Origin of the sequence: Rhizobacter sp. Root1221 (genome assembly GCF_001425785.1) — a bacterium.
GTDB lineage: Bacteria > Pseudomonadota > Gammaproteobacteria > Burkholderiales > Burkholderiaceae_C > Rhizobacter.
The window spans coordinates 220117-239447 of sequence record NZ_LMDI01000001.1 but is presented as its reverse complement, the minus strand read 5'-3'; the positions used below and the strand labels follow the sequence as shown (position 1 = coordinate 239447).

At 65.9% G+C, this 19331-nt stretch carries 14 protein-coding genes and 5 pseudogenes; 8 read left to right on the top strand and 11 right to left on the bottom strand.

Annotation, left to right across the window (positions count from 1 at the left end; genetic code table 11):
- Positions 1–70: 70 nt before the first annotated feature.
- A complete protein-coding gene (locus ASC87_RS00930; RefSeq protein WP_056655172.1) occupies positions 71–2929 on the bottom strand; it encodes a 2-oxoglutarate dehydrogenase E1 component in 2859 nt (952 codons plus the stop codon).
- A 229-nt stretch (positions 2930–3158) separates the two neighbouring features.
- Between ASC87_RS00930 and ASC87_RS00925 the strand changes: the two genes are divergently transcribed.
- Positions 3159–3476 (top strand): hypothetical protein, encoded by a 318-nt coding sequence (locus ASC87_RS00925; protein ID WP_056655169.1) that lies wholly within the window; start codon positions 3159–3161, stop codon positions 3474–3476.
- 20 nt (positions 3477–3496) lie between these two features.
- Here the strand turns inward: ASC87_RS00925 and ASC87_RS00920 are convergent, their stop codons facing one another.
- From ASC87_RS00920 to ASC87_RS00900, 8 genes and pseudogenes are all read right to left on the bottom strand, one after another.
- Positions 3497–4453, bottom strand: a complete 957-nt coding sequence (locus ASC87_RS00920; RefSeq protein ID WP_056655164.1) for a nitronate monooxygenase family protein — start codon at positions 4451–4453, stop codon at positions 3497–3499.
- A 14-nt stretch (positions 4454–4467) separates the two neighbouring features.
- On the bottom strand, positions 4468–6261 hold the full coding sequence (locus ASC87_RS00915) for an acyl-CoA dehydrogenase (protein WP_056655161.1): 1794 nt from the start codon (positions 6259–6261) through the stop codon (positions 4468–4470).
- A gap of 82 nt (positions 6262–6343) precedes the next feature.
- Positions 6344–6803 (bottom strand): annotated as a pseudogene (locus tag ASC87_RS32960) (electron transfer flavoprotein subunit alpha/FixB family protein); the annotation flags it as partial.
- A 1-nt stretch (position 6804) separates the two neighbouring features.
- Positions 6805–7110 (bottom strand): annotated as a pseudogene (locus tag ASC87_RS32955) (electron transfer flavoprotein subunit alpha/FixB family protein); the annotation flags it as partial.
- 1 nt (position 7111) lies between these two features.
- Positions 7112–7560 (bottom strand): annotated as a pseudogene (locus ASC87_RS32950) (electron transfer flavoprotein subunit alpha/FixB family protein); the annotation flags it as partial.
- Between the two features lie 128 nt (positions 7561–7688).
- Positions 7689–7985: pseudogene (locus ASC87_RS32945) on the bottom strand (electron transfer flavoprotein subunit beta/FixA family protein); the annotation flags it as partial.
- A gap of 1 nt (position 7986) precedes the next feature.
- Positions 7987–8537: electron transfer flavoprotein subunit beta/FixA family protein (locus tag ASC87_RS32940; RefSeq protein WP_235581996.1), on the bottom strand; the 551-nt coding region annotated here is incomplete at its 3' end.
- A 17-nt stretch (positions 8538–8554) separates the two neighbouring features.
- A pseudogene (locus tag ASC87_RS00900) lies at positions 8555–8872 on the bottom strand (electron transfer flavoprotein subunit beta/FixA family protein); the annotation flags it as partial.
- A 170-nt stretch (positions 8873–9042) separates the two neighbouring features.
- On the opposite strand from ASC87_RS00900, the gene murI reads away from it, so the two are divergent.
- On the top strand, positions 9043–9864 hold the full coding sequence (gene murI, locus ASC87_RS00895; RefSeq protein WP_056655156.1) for a glutamate racemase: 822 nt from the start codon (positions 9043–9045) through the stop codon (positions 9862–9864).
- Here the strand turns inward: murI and ASC87_RS00890 are convergent.
- The gene (locus tag ASC87_RS00890; protein WP_082568311.1) at positions 9836–10834 is read right to left on the bottom strand and encodes an AraC family transcriptional regulator; all 999 of its coding nucleotides are present in this window, start codon (positions 10832–10834) and stop codon (positions 9836–9838) included. The genes murI and ASC87_RS00890 overlap by 29 nt on opposite strands.
- A gap of 209 nt (positions 10835–11043) precedes the next feature.
- On the opposite strand from ASC87_RS00890, the gene ASC87_RS00885 reads away from it, so the two are divergent.
- Together ASC87_RS00885 and ASC87_RS00880 are read left to right on the top strand one after the other, a co-directional pair.
- A complete protein-coding gene (locus ASC87_RS00885) occupies positions 11044–12075 on the top strand; it encodes an alpha/beta hydrolase (RefSeq protein ID WP_056655153.1) in 1032 nt (343 codons plus the stop codon).
- A gap of 136 nt (positions 12076–12211) precedes the next feature.
- A complete protein-coding gene (locus ASC87_RS00880) occupies positions 12212–12541 on the top strand; it encodes a cyclophilin-like fold protein (RefSeq protein WP_200954274.1) in 330 nt (109 codons plus the stop codon).
- Between the two features lie 29 nt (positions 12542–12570).
- Here ASC87_RS00880 and ASC87_RS00875 read toward each other — a convergent pair whose 3' ends face one another.
- Positions 12571–16260 carry an AsmA family protein gene (locus ASC87_RS00875; RefSeq protein ID WP_255358869.1) on the bottom strand — a complete coding sequence of 1230 codons (3690 nt, stop codon included), beginning with the start codon at positions 16258–16260 and terminating at the stop codon, positions 12571–12573.
- A gap of 459 nt (positions 16261–16719) precedes the next feature.
- Here ASC87_RS00875 and ASC87_RS31460 point away from each other — a divergent pair, with 459 nt between their 5' ends.
- The 4 genes from ASC87_RS31460 to ASC87_RS32375 all read left to right on the top strand — a co-directional run bounded on the left by ASC87_RS31460 (position 16720) and on the right by ASC87_RS32375 (position 19328).
- Positions 16720–16905 carry a hypothetical protein gene (locus ASC87_RS31460; protein ID WP_157603773.1) on the top strand — a complete coding sequence of 62 codons (186 nt, stop codon included), beginning with the start codon at positions 16720–16722 and terminating at the stop codon, positions 16903–16905.
- Positions 16906–17039: 134 nt separating this feature from the next.
- On the top strand, positions 17040–17552 hold the full coding sequence (locus ASC87_RS00870) for a hypothetical protein (protein WP_056655147.1): 513 nt from the start codon (positions 17040–17042) through the stop codon (positions 17550–17552).
- A complete protein-coding gene (locus ASC87_RS00865; RefSeq protein ID WP_056655144.1) occupies positions 17549–18511 on the top strand; it encodes a cupin domain-containing protein in 963 nt (320 codons plus the stop codon). The genes ASC87_RS00870 and ASC87_RS00865 overlap by 4 nt, the downstream gene beginning before the upstream one ends.
- Positions 18501–19328: a hypothetical protein gene (locus ASC87_RS32375; RefSeq protein ID WP_056655141.1), complete on the top strand. Its 828-nt coding sequence runs from the start codon at positions 18501–18503 to the stop codon at positions 19326–19328. The genes ASC87_RS00865 and ASC87_RS32375 overlap by 11 nt, the downstream gene beginning before the upstream one ends.
- The last annotated feature ends 3 nt before the right edge of the window (positions 19329–19331 follow it).

Genomic DNA, 19331 nt, shown 5'->3' with positions numbered 1-19331 from the left:
GGATCGAAGCGAGACGGCGCGGCAGGTGGGGGCCACCCGGCCCCACACCCTGCCAACGCGATGCGTCACATCACTTCGTGAGCACGAAGCCCTTGAGCTTGCCGAACGCCTGGTCGAGGAGCGCCTTTTGCTGCTCCTGGTGCAGGTCGGCATAACCCACGGCCGGCGACGCCGAGGCCGGGCGGCCTGCGTAACCGAGCTTCTGGCCTTCGACCATGTTTTCGTGGATGTAGTGCTGCACGAAGAACCAGGCACCCTGGTTCTGCGGCTCGTCCTGCGCCCAGATCACATCGGTCGCGTTGGGGAAACGCTTCATCTCGGCGGCGAACGCCTTGTGCGGGAACGGGTACAGCTGTTCCACGCGGACGATCACCGTGTCCCACGCCTTCTTCTCGTCGCGGCGCTTGATGAGGTCGTACGCGACCTTGCCCGAGCAGGCAATGATGCGCTTGACCTTTTCGGGTTCGATCTCCGCACGGCCCGGACCGATGACGGTGCGGAACTCGCCCTTCGTGAACTCGGACAGCGGCGAACCGGCATCCTTGGCACGCAGCAGCGACTTCGGCGACATCACGACGAGCGGCTTGCGGAACATGCGCACCATCTGGCGGCGCAACACGTGGAAGATCTGGCTGGCCGTGGTGGGCTGCACGATCTGCATGTTGTTGTCCGCGGCCAGCTGCATGAAGCGCTCGAGGCGGGCCGACGAGTGCTCCGGACCCTGGCCTTCGTAGCCGTGCGGCAGCAGCATGGTCAGGCCGTTCGCACGGCCCCACTTCACTTCGCCGGACGCGATGAACTGGTCGATCACGACCTGGGCGCCGTTGGCGAAGTCACCGAACTGGGCTTCCCAGATCACGAGCGTGTTCGGGTCGGCGCTGGCGTAGCCGTATTCGAAGCCGAGCACGGCCTCTTCGGACAGCAGCGAGTCGATCACGACGAACGGGGCCTGGTTGTCGGCGATGTGCTGCAGCGGCGTCCAGGTGCCTTCGTCCCACTTCTCGCGGTTCTGGTCGTGCAGCACCGAGTGGCGGTGCGTGAACGTGCCGCGGCCGCAGTCTTCACCGGACAGGCGCACCGGGTAGCCACTGGCCACCAGCGACGCGTAGGCCATGGATTCGGCCATGCCCCAGTCGACGTTGATCTCGCCCCGGCCCATGGCGGCGCGGTCGGCCAGCACCTTCTCGACGAGTGCGTGCGGCTTGAAGCCGGTCGGCACGTGCGTGAGGCGTTCGGCCAGGCGCTTGATTTCCGAGGAAGGCAGCGCGGTGTCGGCGGAGTCGGTCCACTTCTTGTTCAGGAACGGCGACCAGTCGACGGCGTACTTGCTCTTGTAGTTGGTCAGCACCGGGTCGACCGTGTGCTTGCCGGCGTCGAGCGCGGCACGGCATGCCTTGACCAGTTCGTCCGGACCTTCGGCCTTGAGCGTGCCGTTGGCGACGAGCTTCTCACCGTACAGCTTGCGCGTGCCCGGGTGCTTGGCGATCGTCTTGTACATCAGCGGCTGCGTGAGCGCCGGGGTGTCCTGCTCGTTGTGGCCGAGCTTGCGGAAGCAGACGATGTCGACGACGACGTCCTTGTTGAATTCCTGGCGGTAGTCGAGCGCCATGCGCGTGCACAGCACCACGGCTTCCGGGTCATCGCCGTTCACGTGCAGCACCGGGGCCTCGATCATCTTGACGACGTCGGTGCAGTACAGCGTGGAGCGCGTGTCGCGCGGGTCGCTGGTGGTGAAGCCGATCTGGTTGTTGATGACCAGGTGGACCGTGCCACCGGTGTAGTAACCGCGGGTCTGGGCCAGCGCCAGCGTTTCCATCACGACACCCTGGCCGGCGAAGGCCGCGTCGCCGTGCACGAGCACCGGCAACACCGTGTCGCCTTCCTCGTCACCGCGGCGGTCCAGGCGGGCCTTCACGGAACCCTCGACCACCGGGTTCACGATCTCCAGGTGGGACGGGTTGAACGACAGGCTCAGGTGGACCGGGCCACCGCGCGTGGACACGTCGCTCGAGAAGCCCTGGTGGTACTTCACGTCGCCGGACGGGAGGTTTTCGGGGGCGGTGTGGTCGAACTCGGAGAACAGGTCCTTCGGCGCCTTGCCGAGCGTGTTCACGAGCACGTTCAGGCGGCCGCGGTGGGCCATGCCGATCACGATTTCCTGCACGCCCACTTCACCGGAGCGCTGCACCACTTCGTCGAGCGAGGCGATGAAGCTTTCGCCGCCTTCGAGCGAGAAGCGCTTCTGGCCGACGTACTTCGTGTGGAGGTAGCGTTCGAGGCCTTCGGCAGCCGTCAGGCGCTCGAGGATGTTGACCTTCTCTTCCGGCTTGAATGAGGGCTTCGAGCGGATCGATTCGAGCCGCTGCTGCCACCAGCGCTTCTCGGCCGGATCGGTGATGTGCATGTACTCGGCACCGATGGAGCCGCAGTAGGTTTCGCGCAGCGCCTGCACGATCTCGCGGAGCGTCATCTGCTCGGCGGTCGTGAAGTAGGTGTTCGTGGCGCTGAACGGGAGGTCCATGTCGGCCTCGGTCAGGTCGTAGAACGCCGGCTCGAGTTCGGGGATCTTCGGACGTTCCTGGCGCTTGAGCGGGTCGAGGTCGGCCCAGCGCGAACCGAGGAACCGGTAGGCGGCGATCAGGGACTGGACGTGGACTTGCTTGCGGGCGACCGCGAGGTCGGCGCCGCTGGCCTTGTTGCCGAAGGCGTTGGCCTTGGCACGCTGGGCGAAGGATTCGACGACCGGGGCGTGGGCGACGTCGCGCGAAGCGGTGCCGTCGGCGGCCGGAACGTTCTGGAGGGCGTCGAAGTAGGCGCGCCAGTTGTCGGGCACGGAGCCCGGGTTGTCGAGGTAGGCCTCGTACATCTCTTCGACGTAGGGCGCGTTACCACCGAACAGGTACGAATTCGACCTGTATTCTTGCATCATTTTCGCTCACCTTTCACACCGGTTTCCGGCGTTGTAGTGGGTTGATAAACCTTCCGCGTTACGGCTGCACCGGTTTGCGGATTGCGACCCGCCTCGCTTTTGAAGGCAAGGGGACGGGAAGGACCTGTAGAGTCTGGCCGATTACTGTAACACCGTTGCGGAATCAACAGCTGATTCGTCGACCGCAAGCGTCGCACATCTGCACAATGGGCGGGCTTTTGCCGCTCCGATGTCCGCCCGAACCATCCACATCCACCCCGACGCGCCGGCCAAACCGGCGGTGGGATCTGCCTGCAATGGCTGCGGGGTGTGCTGCCTGGCCGAGCCCTGCCCGGCCGGCGTGCTGGTGAGCCGGCGGCGCCAGGGGGCGTGTGCGGCGCTGGTGTGGGACGAGCGCCTGGCGCTCTACCGCTGCGGCGTCGTCACCGATCCGGCGCGGTTCATCGGGCCGGCGTGGCTGGCCCGGGTGGCGGCGATGTTCGCGCCGCGCTGGATTGCCGCCGGCCAGGGGTGCGATTGCGACCTGGAGCCGCAACCCGCCACCTGACCTGACGGGTCATCACTGGGTCACTTCAAGGCCAGGCGCTCGCGCGCCGCCCGGTACTCCCTGGCCAGGCGCTCGACGAGCTCACGCGCCGGCACCACCTCCTTGATGTGGCCGATGCCCTGGCCGCAACCCCAGATGTCCTTCCAGGCCTTCTTCGATTCACCGCCCGAGAAGTTCATCTTGCTGGCGTCGCTGACGGCCAGGTTCTCCGGGTCGAGCCCGGCGGCCACGATGGACCCCTTCAGGTAGTTGCCGTGCACGCCGGTGAAGAGGTTGCTGTAGATGATGTCGTCGCTGGAACTCTCGACGATCATCTGCTTGTACCCCTCGACCGCACGCGCCTCCTCGGTGGCGATGAAGGCCGAGCCGATGTAGGCGAAGTCGGCACCCATGGCCTGGGCCGCCAGCACCGCCCCGCCGCTGGCGATGGAACCGCTCAGCGCGATGGGGCCGTCGAACCACTCGCGGATTTCCTGGATCAGCGCGAACGGGCTCTTCACCCCCGCGTGGCCGCCGGCACCGGCCGCCACCGCGATCAGGCCATCGGCGCCCTTCTCGATCGCCTTCTTGGCGAACGTGTTGTTGATGATGTCGTGCAGCACCACCCCACCCCACGCGTGCACCGCATCGTTCACGTCGGTGCGGGCACCGAGCGACGTGATGATGATGGGCACCTTGTACTTCGCGCACACCGCCAGGTCGTGTTCGAGCCGGTCGTTGCTCTTGTGGACGATCTGGTTGATGGCAAACGGCGCGGCCGGCCTGTCCGGGTGGGCACGGTTGTGGGCCGCCAGGGCCTCGGTGATCTCGGCGAGCCACTCTTCCAGCAACTCGGCCGGGCGGGCGTTCAGCGAGGGCATGGCCCCCACGACACCCGCCTTGCACTGGGCAATCACGAGTTTCGGGTTGCTGATGATGAACAGCGGCGAACCGATGATGGGCAGCGGCAGGTTTTGAAGAACGGGAGGCAGGGACACGGGGAAGCTCCAGGTCAGAACGAGTCGAGTGCGAGTGCGGTGACGCTGTCGGCGCCGTCGAGGATCGCGGCGCGCAGGCCGCCGGCGCGGGTCAGGATGTGCTCGGCGTAGAAACGCGCCGTGGTCACCTTGGCCGTCAGGAACGGGGCATCGCCCTCGCCCTTGCCGAGCTGGTCTTCGGCCACCAGCAGTGCACGGGCCAGTTGCCAGCCCGCCACCACGTTGCCGGCCAGCATGAGGTACGGCACGGAGCCGGCAAACACCGCGTTCGGCTTCGTCTTGCCGTTGGCCACGACGAAATCGACCACGTCGACGAACGCGGCGCGCCCTTCGGAAAGCGCCTTGAGAACGGCCCGCGCGGCCACGCTGCCCCGCTTCGCGAGTTCGGCCTCGGTGGCTTCGATCTGCTTCGCGATGGCCCTGGCCGTCTGGCCGCCATCACGCGCGGTCTTGCGGCCCACGAGGTCGTTCGCCTGGATGGCGGTGGTGCCCTCGTAGATCGTCAGGATCTTGGCATCGCGGTAATACTGCGCCGCGCCAGTCTCTTCAATGAACCCCATGCCGCCGTGCACCTGCACGCCGAGGTCGGTGACCTCGAGGCTCATCTCGGTGCTGTAGCCCTTGACCAGCGGCACCATGAATTCGTAGAACGCCTGGTTCTGCTTGCGCGCATCGGCGTCCGGGTGGGCGTGTTGCGCGTCGTACGCTGCGGCGGCGGTGATGGCCATCGCGCGGCACCCTTCGGTGAGGGCACGCATCGTCATCAGCATGCGGCGCACGTCGGGGTGGTGGATGATGGGCGCGCTGCCCGGCATCGACCCGTCCACGGGGCGCGACTGCACGCGGTCGCGGGCGTACTGCACGGCCTTCTGGTAGGCGCGCTCGGCCACCGCGATGCCTTGCATGCCCACCGCGTAGCGGGCCGCGTTCATCATGATGAACATGTACTCGAGGCCCCGATTTTCCTGGCCGATGAGTTCACCGATGGCGCCGCCATGGTCGCCGAACTGCAGCACGGCGGTGGGGCTCGCCTTGATGCCCATCTTGTGCTCGATGCTCACGCAGTGCGCGTCGTTGCGCTCGCCCGGCGTGCCGTCGGCGTTCAGGCGGAACTTCGGCACGAGGAACAGGCTGATGCCCTTCACCCCTTCCGGCGCACCGGCCACACGGGCCAGCACCAGGTGCAGGATGTTCGGCGCCATGTCGTGTTCGCCGTACGTGATGAAGATCTTCGTGCCGAAGATCTTGTACGTGCCGTCACCCTGGGGCTCGGCGCGGGTGCGCACGAGGGCCAGGTCCGAACCGGCCTGCGGCTCGGTCAGGTTCATCGTGCCGGTCCACTCGCCGGAGATCATCTTCGGCAGGTACTTGGCCTGCTGCTCCGGCGTACCGGCCGTCAGCAGCGCCTCGATGGCGCCGTCGGTCAGCAGCGGGCACAGCGCGAAGCTCATGTTGGCGCTGTTGAGCATCTCGATGCACGCCGCGCCGATGGTCTTCGGCAGGCCCTGGCCGCCGAAGTCTGCCGGATGTTGCAGGCCCTGCCAGCCGCCTTCGCCGAACTGCCGGAAGGCTTCCTTGAAACCCGGCGTGGTGGTGACGGTGCCGTCCTTCCAGAACGACGGGTTCTTGTCGCCCTCGAAGTTCAGCGGCGCGAGCACGCCTTCGTTGAACTTGGCGCACTCCTCGAGCACGGCCTGGGCCGTCTCGAGGCCCGCATCCTCGAACCCCGGGAGTTGGGCAACGGCCTCCAGGCCGGCGAGTTCCTGCATGCAGAACAGCATGTCCTTGACGGGGGCGACGTAGCTCATGGCAACTCCTGGGATCGTGATTCGGGCATAAAAAAGCCCGTCGGCCTTCGTGATCGGCGAACGGGCTGGGTGCGGAACGGGCTTACAGGGCCTTGACCAGTTCGGGCACCGCGGTGAAGAGGTCGGCTTCGAGACCGTAGTCGGCCACGCTGAAGATGGGCGCCTCGGGGTCCTTGTTGATGGCCACGATGACCTTGGAGTCCTTCATGCCGGCCAGGTGCTGGAGACCGTAGTCGGCCACGCTGAAGATGGGCGCCTCGGGGTCCTTGTTGATGGCCACGATGACCTTGGAGTCCTTCATGCCGGCCAGGTGCTGGATGGCSCCCGAGATGCCCGCGGCGATGTACAGCTGCGGGGCCACGATCTTGCCGGTCTGGCCCACTTGCCAGTCGTTSGGYGCGTAGCCTGCGTCCACCGCCGCGCGGCTGGCGCCCAGGGCCGCRCCGAGCTTGTCGGCCAGCGGCGTGAGCACCTCGTTGAACTTGTCGCTGCTGCCCAGCGCCCGGCCGCCCGAGACGATGATCTTCGCGGCGGTGAGTTCCNCCGAGCTTGTCGGCCAGCGGCGTGAGCACCTCGTTGAACTTGTCGCTGCTGCCCAGCGCCCGGCCGCCCGAGACGATGATCTTCGCGGCGGTGAGTTCCGGGCGGTCGTTCCGGGCGATCTCGCTGCCCGCGAACTTGCTGCTGCCGTTGTCGGCCGTGGCCTGGGCGGTTTCAACCGCGGCGCTGCCGCCGGTGGCCGCGGCGCCGTCGAAGCCCGTGGCGCGCACGGTGAGGACCTTCACCTTGTCGCTCGACTGCACCGTGGCGATGGCGTTGCCGGCGTAGATGGGGCGCTCGAACGTGTCGNAGCGTTTCAGGAAGGTGCGCAGCGTGTTGCGGGTGCGACTGCACCGTGGCGATGGCGTTGCCGGCGTAGATGGGGCGCTCGAACGTGTCGGGGCTCAGCACCTTCGTGATGTCGCTGACCTGGCCCACGTCGAGGAGCGCTGCCACCCGCGGGGCCACGTTCTTGCCCGCGGCCGTGGCCGGGAACACGAGGTGGCTGTAGGCACCTGCGAGAGCGATCACYTGCGCGGCGACGTTTTCGGCGAGGCCGTGTTCGAAGCCGGCGGCGTCGGCGTGGATCACCTTCGTGAYACCCGCGATCTGWGCRGCGGCCTTGGCCGCTTCGGCGGCGTTGAAGCCTGCGACCAGCACGTGCACGTCACCACCCAGTTGGGCRGCGGCGGTGACGGTGTTGAGCGTGGCGCCCTTGATGGACTTGTTGTCGTGTTCTGCGATGACGAGAGCGGTCATGGATGTTTCCTWGTTCGCACCAGCCTGTCATCCCGGCGCAAGCCGGGACCCACAGGAGGCGAGATGTGTGGCGGTGGAGGCGTCTGGCGTGCAGTGGGTCCCGGCGTTCGCCGGGATGACACATGGGGTCAGATGACCTTCGCGTCGTTCTTGAGCTTGCTCACSAGCGTGGCCACGTCCGGCACCTTGATGCCCGCGCTGCGCTTSGGSGGCTCGCTGACCTTCAGCGTCTTGATGCGCGGGGCCACGTCCACACCCAGGTCGGCGGGCTTSACCACYTCCAGCGTCTTCTTCTTCGCCTTCATGATGTTGGGCAGCGTCACGTARCGCGGCTCGTTCAGGCGCAGGTCGGTGGTGATCACCGCCGGCAGCGTGAGCTTCAAGGTCTCCAGGCCGCCGTCGACCTCGCGCGTGACCGACGCGCCNCGCGGCTCGTTCAGGCGCAGGTCGGTGGTGATCACCGCCGGCAGCGTGAGCTTCAAGGTCTCCAGGCCGCCGTCGACCTCGCGCGTGACCGACGCGCCGTCGGCCGAGAGTTCCACCTTGCTGGCAAACGTCGCCTGCGGCAGGCCGGCGAGTGCGGCCAGCATCTGGCCCGTCTGGTTGTTGTCGTCGTCGATGGCCTGCTTGCCCAGGATCACCAGCGACGGTTGTTCCTTGTCCACCAGCGCCTTGAGCAGCTTGGCCACCGCCAGCGGCTGCAGTTCGTCGGTGYTCTCCACCAGGATGGCCCGGTCGGCGCCGATGGCCATCGCGGTGCGCAGCGTTTCCTGGCACTGCGTGGGGCCGCACGACACCGCGATCACTTCCGTGACCAAGCCCTTTTCCTTCAACCGCACCGCCTCTTCCACCGCGATCTCGTCGAACGGGTTCATGCTCATCTTCACGTTCGCGATGTCCACCCCCGTGCCGTCGCTCTTCACGCGAACCTTCACGTTGTAGTCCACCACCCGTTTGACTGCCACCAAGACTTTCATGTCGACGGTTGTTCCTTGTCCACCAGCGCCTTGAGCAGCTTGGCCACCGCCAGCGGCTGCAGTTCGTCGGTGTTCTCCACCAGGATGGCCCGGTCGGCGCCGATGGCCATCGCGGTGCGCAGCGTTTCCTGGCACTGCGTGGGGCCGCACGACACCGCGATCACTTCCGTGACCAAGCCCTTCTCCTTCAACCGCACCGCCTCTTCCACCGCGATCTCGTCGAACGGGTTCATGCTCATCTTCACGTTCGCGATGTCCACCCCCGTGCCGTCGCTCTTCACGCGAACCTTCACGTTGTAGTCCACCACCCGTTTGACTGCCACCAAGACTTTCATGCCGAAGCTCCTCAGATGTCGCTGTTGAAGTTGCACGGATTCTAGGATTGCCCAACGCCCACACCGCAGCAGGGGCGGAAGAAGGAAACGAACGATCGTGCTATTTTTTGATTGTGCCACGAACCGGATCTGAAGTGCGCATTTTTTTGCTCCGGTAGACTGCGCGCCGCATGCATCCCCTCGCCTCGCCCCCGTCACCCGCTGACCCCGCCCTGGTGGGCGTGTTCGACTCCGGGCTCGGTGGCCTCTCGGTGCTGAGTGTGCTGCACCGCACGCTGCCCGGCCACCCGATGTTGTACGTGGCCGACTCCGGGAACGCCCCCTACGGCGAACGCGCCGACGAGTTCGTCACCGAGCGCACGCTGGCCGTGGGCCGGCACCTGGTTGATTCGGGAGCGAAGTTGCTGGTGGTGGCTTGCAACACCGCCACCGCCGTGGCCGTGGCCGCCCTGCGCGAACGCTGGCCCGGCACCCCTGTGGTGGGCGTGGAGCCCGCCATCAAGCCGGCCGTGAAGGCCTCGGCCTCGGGGCGCATCGGCGTCATGGCCACGCCCGCCACGTTGCGCAGCGCGAAGTTCCAGCGCCTGCTGCACGCCCACGGCGCGGGCGCCTCCATCGTGCTCCAGCCCTGCCCGGGCCTCGCCGGCCAGATCGAACGCGGCGACCTCGATTCACCCGAGGTGATCGCGATGATCGAGTCGTTCTGTGCCCCGCTGCGCGCGGCCGATGTCGACACCGTGGTGCTCGGCTGCACGCACTACCCGTTCGTGCGCCGCCACATCCAGGCGGCCATGGGTCCTGCGGTGGAACTGATCGACACGGCTTGGCCCGTGTCGCGGCAGGCGGCGCGGTTGCTGGGGGCAGTAGACAGCGACTCGGTGCCGGCCGGCCGGGTGCAATTGGAGACCACCGGAGACGTCGCGCATCTGCGAAGCGTGGCCGCGCACTGGCTCGACTTCGAGATCAACTCGGTCGCAGCGGCGCCTTTTTGAGGCGCGGCGAGGTTTCAGTGTGGTACTGCACCGGGCGATTCGCTGATTTTCCAGCGTCTCCCGTCTGTACCCGCAACACGGCAATGTCTCGCTTGGGCGGAAACCCGAACAAGCGGCTGTACTCGCGACTGAACTGGGAAGGGCTTTCATAGCCGACCTTGAAGCCAGCCGTGGAAACATCCATGTACTCGCTCAGCATCAGACGCTTCGCTTCGGTCAGGCGCAGCCACTTCTGATACTGCAGCGGACTCATCCCGGTGAGTTGTCGAAAGTGCTGGTGGAATGTCGGTGCGCTCATCTGCACACGCGTGGCGAGTTCATCGACTCGCACCGGCGAGGCGTAGTTCACCTTCAGCCAGTCGATGGCTTTTGAAATGCGATGCCCGTGCCCGTCAACAGAGGCGATCTGACGTAGCCTGGCCGCCTGGTCGCTCAACAGCAGACGGTAGTGGACCTCTCGCTGGATCATTGGCGCGAGTACAGGTATCGCTTCAGGTTCGTCCAGCAGCTCCAACAGCCGGCGGAACGGCGACAGGATGGCGTCGGACGCCACGCCTATTCCCACACCCGTGCCGACAGCGCGGTCCCGCCGCGGTGGGAGGCTGCCTTGTGCAATCAACTCGGCCAGGATGCGTTGATCCAACTTCAGCGTCAGGCCCAGGCAAGGGTGGTGTGGACTCGCCTGCGTCACTTCCGAGTTCGCCGGCAGTTCCAGCGACGTGACCAGGAATCGAGAGGAATCATAGGGATAGGCCTCGCCTGCGACCCACATCGTCTTGGCGCCCTGCGCCACCAGGACGATGCTGGGCGGAACCAGGCAGCTCACCGGCGGCGCCGGGTTGTTGCGTCGAAACAGACCCACGCCGGCAATCGGCGTCGAGAAGTCGCCCGTGCCGCTCGCGTGGGACTGGATGATGCGAGCCAGAGCGGCTTGATGCGAGTCAACTGCGATGTCTTGTCGGCGAGTCATGTGGGCTCCATCCCTCAGACTTTCACTGTACCTCTCGGTGGACAGGAATTCCTGCAAAACGCCGGCAGGTCCATCGGATCAGGCAAGTAATCCAGAGGAACGACCTAACAGCAAGCAGGTGGGCAACTCAACAATGAATTCCCAACGGCGACGTCGACTCTCGCTTCGCTTCGACAACGCCATGTTGCTGACCTGACCAGGACAAGATCATGAAAAAACTCGCTGTAGCGGTGGCCCTTGCCGCCAGTTCCCTATCCTTTACTGCCATAGGTCAAGACATGTCCAACGGTGCAAACAACTTCTACCGGAGTGCCGAGGTTTCTCTTCAGAAGGTGTCGTTCAAGAACCAGTTCCAGATGAAGATCGTCGGCAATCTCTTCACGCCGAAGAACTTCGATCCGAAACGCCGGTATCCCGCGATCGTGGTTGGGCATCCCATGGGCGCAGTGAAGGAGCAGAGCTCCAACCTCTACGCACAGAAGCTGGCCGAACAGGGTTTCGTCACCTTGGCAATTGACCAGTCGTTCTGGGGTGAGAGCGAGGGCCAGCCCCGCAACGCGGTAGCACCGGACATCTATGCCGAGGCCTTCAGCGCCGCGGTGGACTTCCTGGGCACCCGGGCATTCATCGATCGTGAGCGCATCGGCGCGCTGGGCATCTGCGGCAGCGGCAGCTTCGTCATCAGCGCAGCCAAGATCGACCCTCGCATCAAATCCATTGCCACCGTGAGCATGTATGACATGGGCGCGGCCAATCGCGACGCCCTGAACCACTCGCTGACGCTCGAGCAACGCAAGCAGATCATCGCCCAGGCCGCGCAGCAGCGTTACGCGGAATTCGAGGGAGGCGACATCGCGGTCGCGGGTGGTACGGACCTGAAACTGACCGCAGACACCCACCCGATCCAGCGCGAGTTCTTCGACTTCTACCGCACCCGGCGCGGTGAGTTCACGCCCGCAGGCGCGTCCGATCAACGGACGACGAAGCCAACGGTCACGAGCAACGTGAAGTTCATGAATTTCTACCCCTTCTCGGACATCGAAACCATCTCGCGTCCCATGCTTTTCATCGCCGGTGACCAGGCGCACTCCAAGGAGTTCAGCCAGGAAGCCTACCGGCTTGCGGCGCAGCCCAAGGAGCTGTACTGGGTGAAGAATGCCGGTCACGTCGACCTGTACGATCGTACCGATTTGATCCCGTTCGAAAAGCTCACCAGCTTCTTCCGGGCAAATCTGAAGTAAGCCGGCCTCAAACCCCAGACCGGTCAGAACTCATGAGATCCGATGTGCGAGGCGCCTCTTCGATGGCCAGTGCCCTGGCACTTGTATTTTCAGCAGGAACTGCAATGGCTCAGGAGCGGATCTCGATTTCCTCGGAATGGGGCAAGGTGACGGCCACTTTGGCAGACAACGACGCAACACGGCGCTTGTGAAGCAGTTGCCGGTCTCGATCGAGATGCATGACCACCTGCGGCAAGAGAAGACGGGTGGTCTTCCGGCTGGCTTGCCGCAGGCTCCTCGCCAACAGGATTTCTCGGCAGGCACCTTGGGACTCTGGGGGCCAGATCACTTCGTCATCTACTACCGCAGAGGCCGGGTTCCCCCGCCGGGGATCGTGATTCTCGGAAAGGTCGACGGCGATGCGGCGATCTTCGACAGGCCCGGCCCGGTGAAGGTGCTCGTGGCGCGAGCCTCCCGACCGGAATGATCCGACGCGTCAACAGGGAACCGGACATCCTAAGGCGCGGACGCGGACGCGGGCGAGAAAGGCCGCGTCCGCTGCGGCAACGCGTGGATCAGCATGTCGAGCGGATGGTTGGACTTGTCGGCGCCGGCTGCGATGCGCACGCAGGGGTTGTCGGTCGCTTCGAACTTGCGCCACAGGTCATCTGCCAGCAGCGACAGGCCCATCGTGGCCCATGCGGCGGTGCCGGCAACCAGCGCGCCACTCGGGTTGAGTTGCGCGGTCGGGTGCGAAATCGTGCCACCGATCTGCGCGAGCCCGCTGGTCAGGCCGAGCAGGCTGAAGCTGAACAGTTGGCGCCGCACGGCCCGGTAGCCAAACAGTATTTGCCCCGTTTCCAGATTGATCGCACCGCTTCCCAGGATGTCCATGGGCTTGAGGCGGAAGGCGATGCCGTCGGTGGAAGTGGCAACGCCGGAGGCGATCTTGAAATGGCCGGCCGCGCATTCGAGTTCGCGCAAATCGTTGTCCCTGCGGCCGGGCACCAGCACTTCGAGGATGTTGCCCGCCATTTTTGCCAGGCCTTGTCCCGATGCGTCGGGCAGGATGCCGGGCCCGGCGGTGATCAGCACATCGCCTTGGCTGGTGGCAAGGATCTCGCGCAGCCGGCCGCCCGCGCCGGCGACCTGCGCGGTGATCGACAGGTGCGGCGCCTTGCCGCTGGGCTGGCCGGTCGTTTCGGTGTAGAGCGCCTGCGTGTCCATGTCCTTGAGCGACAGGCGCAGTGCACCGGCGGGAATGTCACGGGCCGCATCGAGGCGCAGATCGGCCCGCAGGTTGCCGTCGGCTGCCGTGCCTTTGAAAACGACCAGCCCCGACTCGAGCGTGCCGTCGGCTTCCAGCTTGCCGAGCGTGTACCGGGGCAACACGAAACGGTCCGCGCGCAGATGCAAGCGCAGGTCTTGCGCTTGCAACGGCCTCGCGTCGAGGGGCCGGTCGAGCAGCGGGGTGCCGCCGGCCTCACTGCCCAGCCACTCGGTGGTGTCGATCAGCTTCGCGCTCAGTTCGGCGCTGATGCGCGGGCGGCCCTGCCACTGGACTTGCACGCGCCCGGTCGCGTCCGACCGGCCCACCTTCGCGGAAAGGCCGTCGACGGCCAACGTGCCATGGTCGATGGTCACACGGCCTCTGGCATCGACGGGTAGCGGGGGCAGGCCCTGCTGCCCGAACAGCGCCGCCGTCTGCGCCAGGTCGGCGATCTCCACGTGGGCGTCGAGCCCGGTCGCCGCAGACGCCGTCAACTGGGTCACGACGCCATCGAGGCTGGCCTGTGCACCGGGCATCGTCGCCTGCAGCGAGAGCGGCACGTCGCGCATGGCGACCAGGCGGTGCAGCGGACCGCTGCGTGCAGCGATCTGCAGCGACTGGCCTTGCAGCGCGGTGCTCAGCTGAGCCGTGATCGTGGGCCAGGCGCTGTCGGGGGCAAGCAACTCGGCCAGCGGGCCACCGGCGATCGCCAGTTCGATGGGTGAGTCGAACGCGTGGCCGCTGGCGCGGGCCAGCACCGGGCCGCCCGGTGCTGCGTCGATGCTGGCCCGATCCACCGTCAGAGGCTTGCGCTCGCCACCCCAGGCCAGAGAGAACGGCGCGCTGCGAACGGACAGCCGGGTCTGTGCGAGCAGCGCGCGCAGGGTCTGGCCTTGCGCATCCGCCGTGATTTGCAAATCGGGGATCACGCCATCCACCACGGGGCCTTGCTTCAGCGAACGCTGCACGGCCCCCAGGTCGACGCGCTCGGACTTCGCATCGACGGCAATACCCCATGCACTGCCGCTCGCGTCGAGCGTCAGGCGGCCTTGCACCGGCATGTCGGCGGCCTTCGCGGCGCCGAGCACGAGATCGAGCTTGCCGCCCTGCAGGCGGGCTTCTGCCGCGACGTCGCTCAGCGGCAGCGCCGCGCCGGTCACACGTGCGATGGCGATGCCGACGTTCGCGTCCAGCATGCGCAGCGGTTCCAACGGCAACGGTGCGTCGAGCACGCTGCCGCTCCCCGTCGTCGGCGTGCAACTGCGGCACGGCTTGGCGAGATCGATCAGCGCGACCTTCAGGTGGCCGTCGACCTGCGGCCGGCCCTGTGTCCAGCGCATGCTGGCGTCGCCGGTGATGTCTGTGTCGGCGACGCTGGCCGCCAGAGGCTCGAACTGCAGCACGCTGTTGCGCCACTGCAGGTCGGTGACGACGTTCTTCAGCGGCAACGGCAGACCGCCGGCGTCGGCGATGCGCAGCGACAGGGCCACCTCCAGCGGATGCTCGGAAGGCGCCGCCTTGGGTTCGACGGCGAACGCGGCCTTCAGCCCGGGGTGGTAGGGGTCCAGGCGGGCCACCGTCAGCGCGCCGCTGAGTGCGGGCCGCTGCCCGAGCACCAGGGCCAGATCGCCGGAAACTGCAGATCCGAGGGCGTGGCCGTGCAGGTTCTTCGCGGCGTAGCCACGGTTGTCTTTCGTCAGGCGTGCGGTCAGGTCGACCGGCAGCGCGGGGCCGGGACGAACGCCCGCCCACACCCGCGCCGGGGCCAGCGCGTCGCCAAGGGCATGCGCCGCCAGGTCGAAGGTCGCCCCCTCCCTCGTGAGCGCGAACTTGCCCTCGGCATTGAGCGTCAGCTGCGCCAAGGTGGCCTGCAGCGCAAGAGGTTCGCCGCCCGCGGACTTGAGCAACTGCGGCAACGTCGTGCTGCGCGCCTGCAGCGAGAACGGCGTGTCGCCCAGCTGGCCTGCGGCGCTGAACTGGGTGTCGGTCTGCTCGCCGATCACGGCCTTGCCGCTGCGAACCTCGAGCCGCGAGGGTTGCATCGGCAGCCCGGCCAGCGCGAGCTGCCAGTCGTCGACCTGCAGGGTGGCATCGGCATGGCGAACGCGGGCTGCCAGCCTGTAGGGCCCCCAGGCGGGCAAGGCATGTCCCACCAGGTCGGACCACACCTCGAGGTGTTCGCCTTTCAGCTCGAAGCTCAGGTCGGCGCCCGCCAGCGAGGTCAGCGACGGCAGCTTCGCCTCGACTGACAGCAACGCACCCTTGGGTTCGACCATGAGCAACAGATGCGGTGGCTTGCCGTTGAGTGCACTGGCCAGCGAGTCGTCGGCCTTGAGGGCGACGCGCAGCGCCGTGTCGCGGTAGGTCAGCTGTCCCCGTGCCGCGAAGGGTGCGCCCTCACGCACCGTGGCCTCGGCTCGGGCGACCTGAATCGCATCAATGCGCCCGTCGGCACGCCGCCATGCGATGCGCGAGCCGGTCACCGAGATGGCATCGAAGTCGGGCAGGTGCGACGGGGCTTTCTCGCCCGGAGGCGCACCGAACGCCCAGTTGTCCTTGCCTTGCGCGTCACGTTCCAACAGCAGGTCGACCCCCTGCAGGTGCACGGCCTGCACGACCACCAGGCCATGCAGCAGCGCGATCAGATCGATGCGCACGTCACCGCTCGCAGCAGTGGCGAAATCGGGGCGCGAAGTTCCCGGCGGGTTGGCGATGCGCAGGCCCTGCACGCTCAGCGTCGGCGCGAGGGAGAGCTTGACCGACATGCGCTCGATCGACACCGCACGCTGCAGCGCGAACGTGAACTGCCGCTCCAGCGCGCGCCGGTAGACGTCGGCATCGAGCGTGCTCAGGAACAGTGCGACAGCGGCCACGGCGGCCAGCAAGAGACCTGCGCACCACAGCCAGAACGAGGCCCAACGTCGGATTCGTGGCACAGGGAGAGAGGTGGGCACTGGGCGTTGCGGTAGTCGGTCGCGAGTTTCGCTCGCGGGTGGCGCAGCCGCAAGAGGCCGTCAGCGATGGTCGATGTGGCGGAGGCGCGCAACTGGCGTTGGCCCAGCCCGATGCCCTGGGCTGACGCTCGGTCAGCCAGTCGCCGAGCACGTCACGCGCGACGTCGCAGCGACCGGGAAACCCCATTCCCTGGGCATGCAAGTTCAGCGTCGCATCCTCCGATTGGAGTATTCAGTCTTTTGCCTGACGCGATAACCTTCGCATATTCCTTTTCCAGAAGCGCGGATGACACGAAGCTTATCGCCGGGATTGCCTTCAAGTTGACGGCTGCGCTTCCAGGCAAACACTGGAGAACAAGAATTTCCGCGATTGACACTTCGTCAGTCGCGGCAATGCAGGGGCGAAAGCCGACTATTTTTTTACCACACAGGAGAAATGCAATGAACCAGTCAACACCACGTCCGACCGAAACCGGATTGCAGACCCGCTTTGCCACGGCCGAGCAAACCGAAGAACTGACGCAACTCATCGAGCTTGCGCTGGAGGATGTGGAACAGGTGTCGGGCGGTCTTGCCATTGCGCAAGTCCCGACCTGCCAGTGCGTCAACTGCTGCAGCAATCATTGACGCGCCTTGAAAAGATAGTGCCTGCCTCCTGGAAAACGAGGAGGCACGAACACCACTCCCCTCCGTGAGACACGCGCCGGCGGCATTACACCCATGCCGGCGCGCCCCTTCCACTCTTGCCGATTCAGCCCACCATGATCACGAATGAGCAATTGCGCGAAGCATTCCTGACGCCGCAGATGAAATACTACTTCGACAAGAAGCTGTCGCCATTGCCAAGCGTCGAGGTGGATGCGCGGATCGAAGAGTTGTTGAAGTATCTCAACATGTCGGTTCACAGCCCCGGAGATATTCCTTTCAGCACGGAAATCGACGACGTCTGGCACTACTGGATCCTGCAGACCGAACAATATTCACAGCTGTGCGATCGCCTGTATGGGCGCACATTCCTGCACCACACATCGAACGACTATGTCGAATACGAAGATCCCGATGCCAAGCACCGAAGAATAGAACTGCGCAGAGGCGTCGCCATCCTTGCGTCTTATGTATTCAACTACGGCCCCTTCAGCATCGACAAGGTCCGCTACTGGCCATTGGCCGGCCGACTCATGGAACTCCTCCACTGGGACCTCGACCGCTTGAACCACTGGTTGCAGGCGCCGTTCGCAACGGCTGCAGACCCTGTCCAGGGAGCGCATCCATGAATTTCGCTCAACTGATCGCGCCGTTCGACGTGCAGCAGTTCTTCCAGGATCACTGGGAGCAGCGTCCGCTGTACTTGGCGCGTGACAACGGAGCGCACCGTTTTGACGATCTGCTCGGCATTCAAGACATGGACCGCCTGCTGGCCGAGCAGGTCTTTCGCGCCGACGAATGCAAAGTGGCTCTCGACGGCCAGATCGTCGGCGCTCACACCTACATGGCGCCCCCCGGCATGCGGGTGATGGGACGGGTCGCGACCGACCATGTGGATGCCGGAAAGCTCGTCCAGTGGTTCGCAAAGGGTGCAACCCTGGTGTTCTCGCAGTTGAATCACAAATGGCCATCGCTGCAGCGGCTGAAGCAGACGCTGGAACAGGAGCTGGTCGCCACCGTGATCACCAACGTGTTCCTGTCCAACCGGCAAGCCCAGGGCTTCTCCGCTCACTACGACAGCCACGACGTCTTCGTGCTCCAACTGCACGGCAGCAAGACGTGGTCGCTCCGTGGCAGCCCAATACGCCTGCCGCTGAAATCGCAGGCCTTCGGCAAAAGCGCGGTCGACCCAGGCCCTTTGACCGCCGAGTTCACGCTGCACGCGGGCGACGTGCTGTACGTGCCGCGCGGCGTCTTTCACGAAGCGCGCACCAGCGACAGCCTGTCCCTGCACCTGACACTTGGCGTGCACCCGCATCTTTGGGTGGACTACCTGGCAGACCTGCTCCAATCGGCCGCGCAGCGCTCGGTCGACCTGCGCCAATCGGTGCCCCCCGATTGGCTCCATCGGGACGCGGCCTACCGCATGGGGCATTTGCGCCGCATCCTGGCCGAAGTGGTGGAAGGGCCGCGCCTGGATGAACTGGCAACGCGCGCGTATGCGCAGGCCGTGCAACACAAGCGCGAATCAACGCTGTCTCCCGCGGCGGGTTGGTTGCTTTCGATGGAGCACCACCATGTGCCATGAATTCGATTCATTCGTGCAGTCGATCAATGCCACGCTGGACCAGGCTCCGGATGCGCGATCCCGCACGCTCGCCGTACGTGATCTGGTGGTCCGCGCGCTGCACAGCCGCGAGTTTCACCTGGCCTGCATCGAACGGCTGCTGGACAAGATTGCGCTGGGCGATGGCGTGCGCCTCTTCACGAGCCTGCATTTCGACAGGGACCGCCTGTACTCGGTGAGGATGGTGTTCTGGCGCGGCGGCCTGGTCGCCAACCCGCATCGCCACGATCACTGGACGGTCACCGGCGTCATGCACAACACGCTGCGCTTTTGCGTCTTCGAGCTCGACGCATGCGGCACGCTGATGCCGCGGCCCATCAAACAGTTCGACGCGGCGGCGGGCGAAGTCGGCTACATCTGCACGCCCTGCATCCACAACGTCGCCAACCTGGCCGAAGCAACGGCCGTCTCGCTGCACGTGTTCAGTCACCCACGCGCGGGCGAAGCCGCGGACACGGTGGTGTTCGCGCTGCCAGGCGGGGCACCGATCGCCGCGGCGGAGGATCTCGTCGCGTCCGCTGCCGCCAGAGACCGGGCACTGTGCGATTGCGCCCCCTTGCTGGAGGCGCTCGGTGGCGATCGGGCCCGCGTTGCGCTGGCACGCATCTTCCAGGCGGGTTCGCATCGCACCAAGTTGCATGCGGTCAGGGCACTGTTGGCTTTGGATCCCGCCACGGGCGCCGCGAAGGCGCGCGAGCTTGCCGACAGCCTGCCCGAGCCACAAGCTGTCCGTTTGCGCTCGCTCTGTCATGCGATGCAGTCCACCTTGTCGGTGTGAACG

Bases quoted from the DNA above. Each gene is read 5' to 3' on its own strand.
- ASC87_RS00930 (WP_056655172.1), bottom strand. From the start codon at position 2,929: ATGATGCAAGAATACAGGTCGAATTCGTACCTGTTCGGTGGTAACGCG.
- ASC87_RS00925 (WP_056655169.1), top strand. From the start codon at position 3,159: ATGTCCGCCCGAACCATCCACATCCACCCCGACGCGCCGGCCAAACCG.
- ASC87_RS00915 (WP_056655161.1), bottom strand. From the start codon at position 6,261: ATGAGCTACGTCGCCCCCGTCAAGGACATGCTGTTCTGCATGCAGGAA.
- murI (WP_056655156.1), top strand. From the start codon at position 9,043: ATGCATCCCCTCGCCTCGCCCCCGTCACCCGCTGACCCCGCCCTGGTG.
- ASC87_RS00890 (WP_082568311.1), bottom strand. From the start codon at position 10,834: ATGACTCGCCGACAAGACATCGCAGTTGACTCGCATCAAGCCGCTCTG.
- ASC87_RS00885 (WP_056655153.1), top strand. From the start codon at position 11,044: ATGAAAAAACTCGCTGTAGCGGTGGCCCTTGCCGCCAGTTCCCTATCC.
- ASC87_RS00880 (WP_200954274.1), top strand. From the start codon at position 12,212: ATGGGGCAAGGTGACGGCCACTTTGGCAGACAACGACGCAACACGGCG.
- ASC87_RS31460 (WP_157603773.1), top strand. From the start codon at position 16,720: ATGAACCAGTCAACACCACGTCCGACCGAAACCGGATTGCAGACCCGC.
- ASC87_RS00870 (WP_056655147.1), top strand. From the start codon at position 17,040: ATGATCACGAATGAGCAATTGCGCGAAGCATTCCTGACGCCGCAGATG.
- ASC87_RS00865 (WP_056655144.1), top strand. From the start codon at position 17,549: ATGAATTTCGCTCAACTGATCGCGCCGTTCGACGTGCAGCAGTTCTTC.
- ASC87_RS32375 (WP_056655141.1), top strand. From the start codon at position 18,501: ATGTGCCATGAATTCGATTCATTCGTGCAGTCGATCAATGCCACGCTG.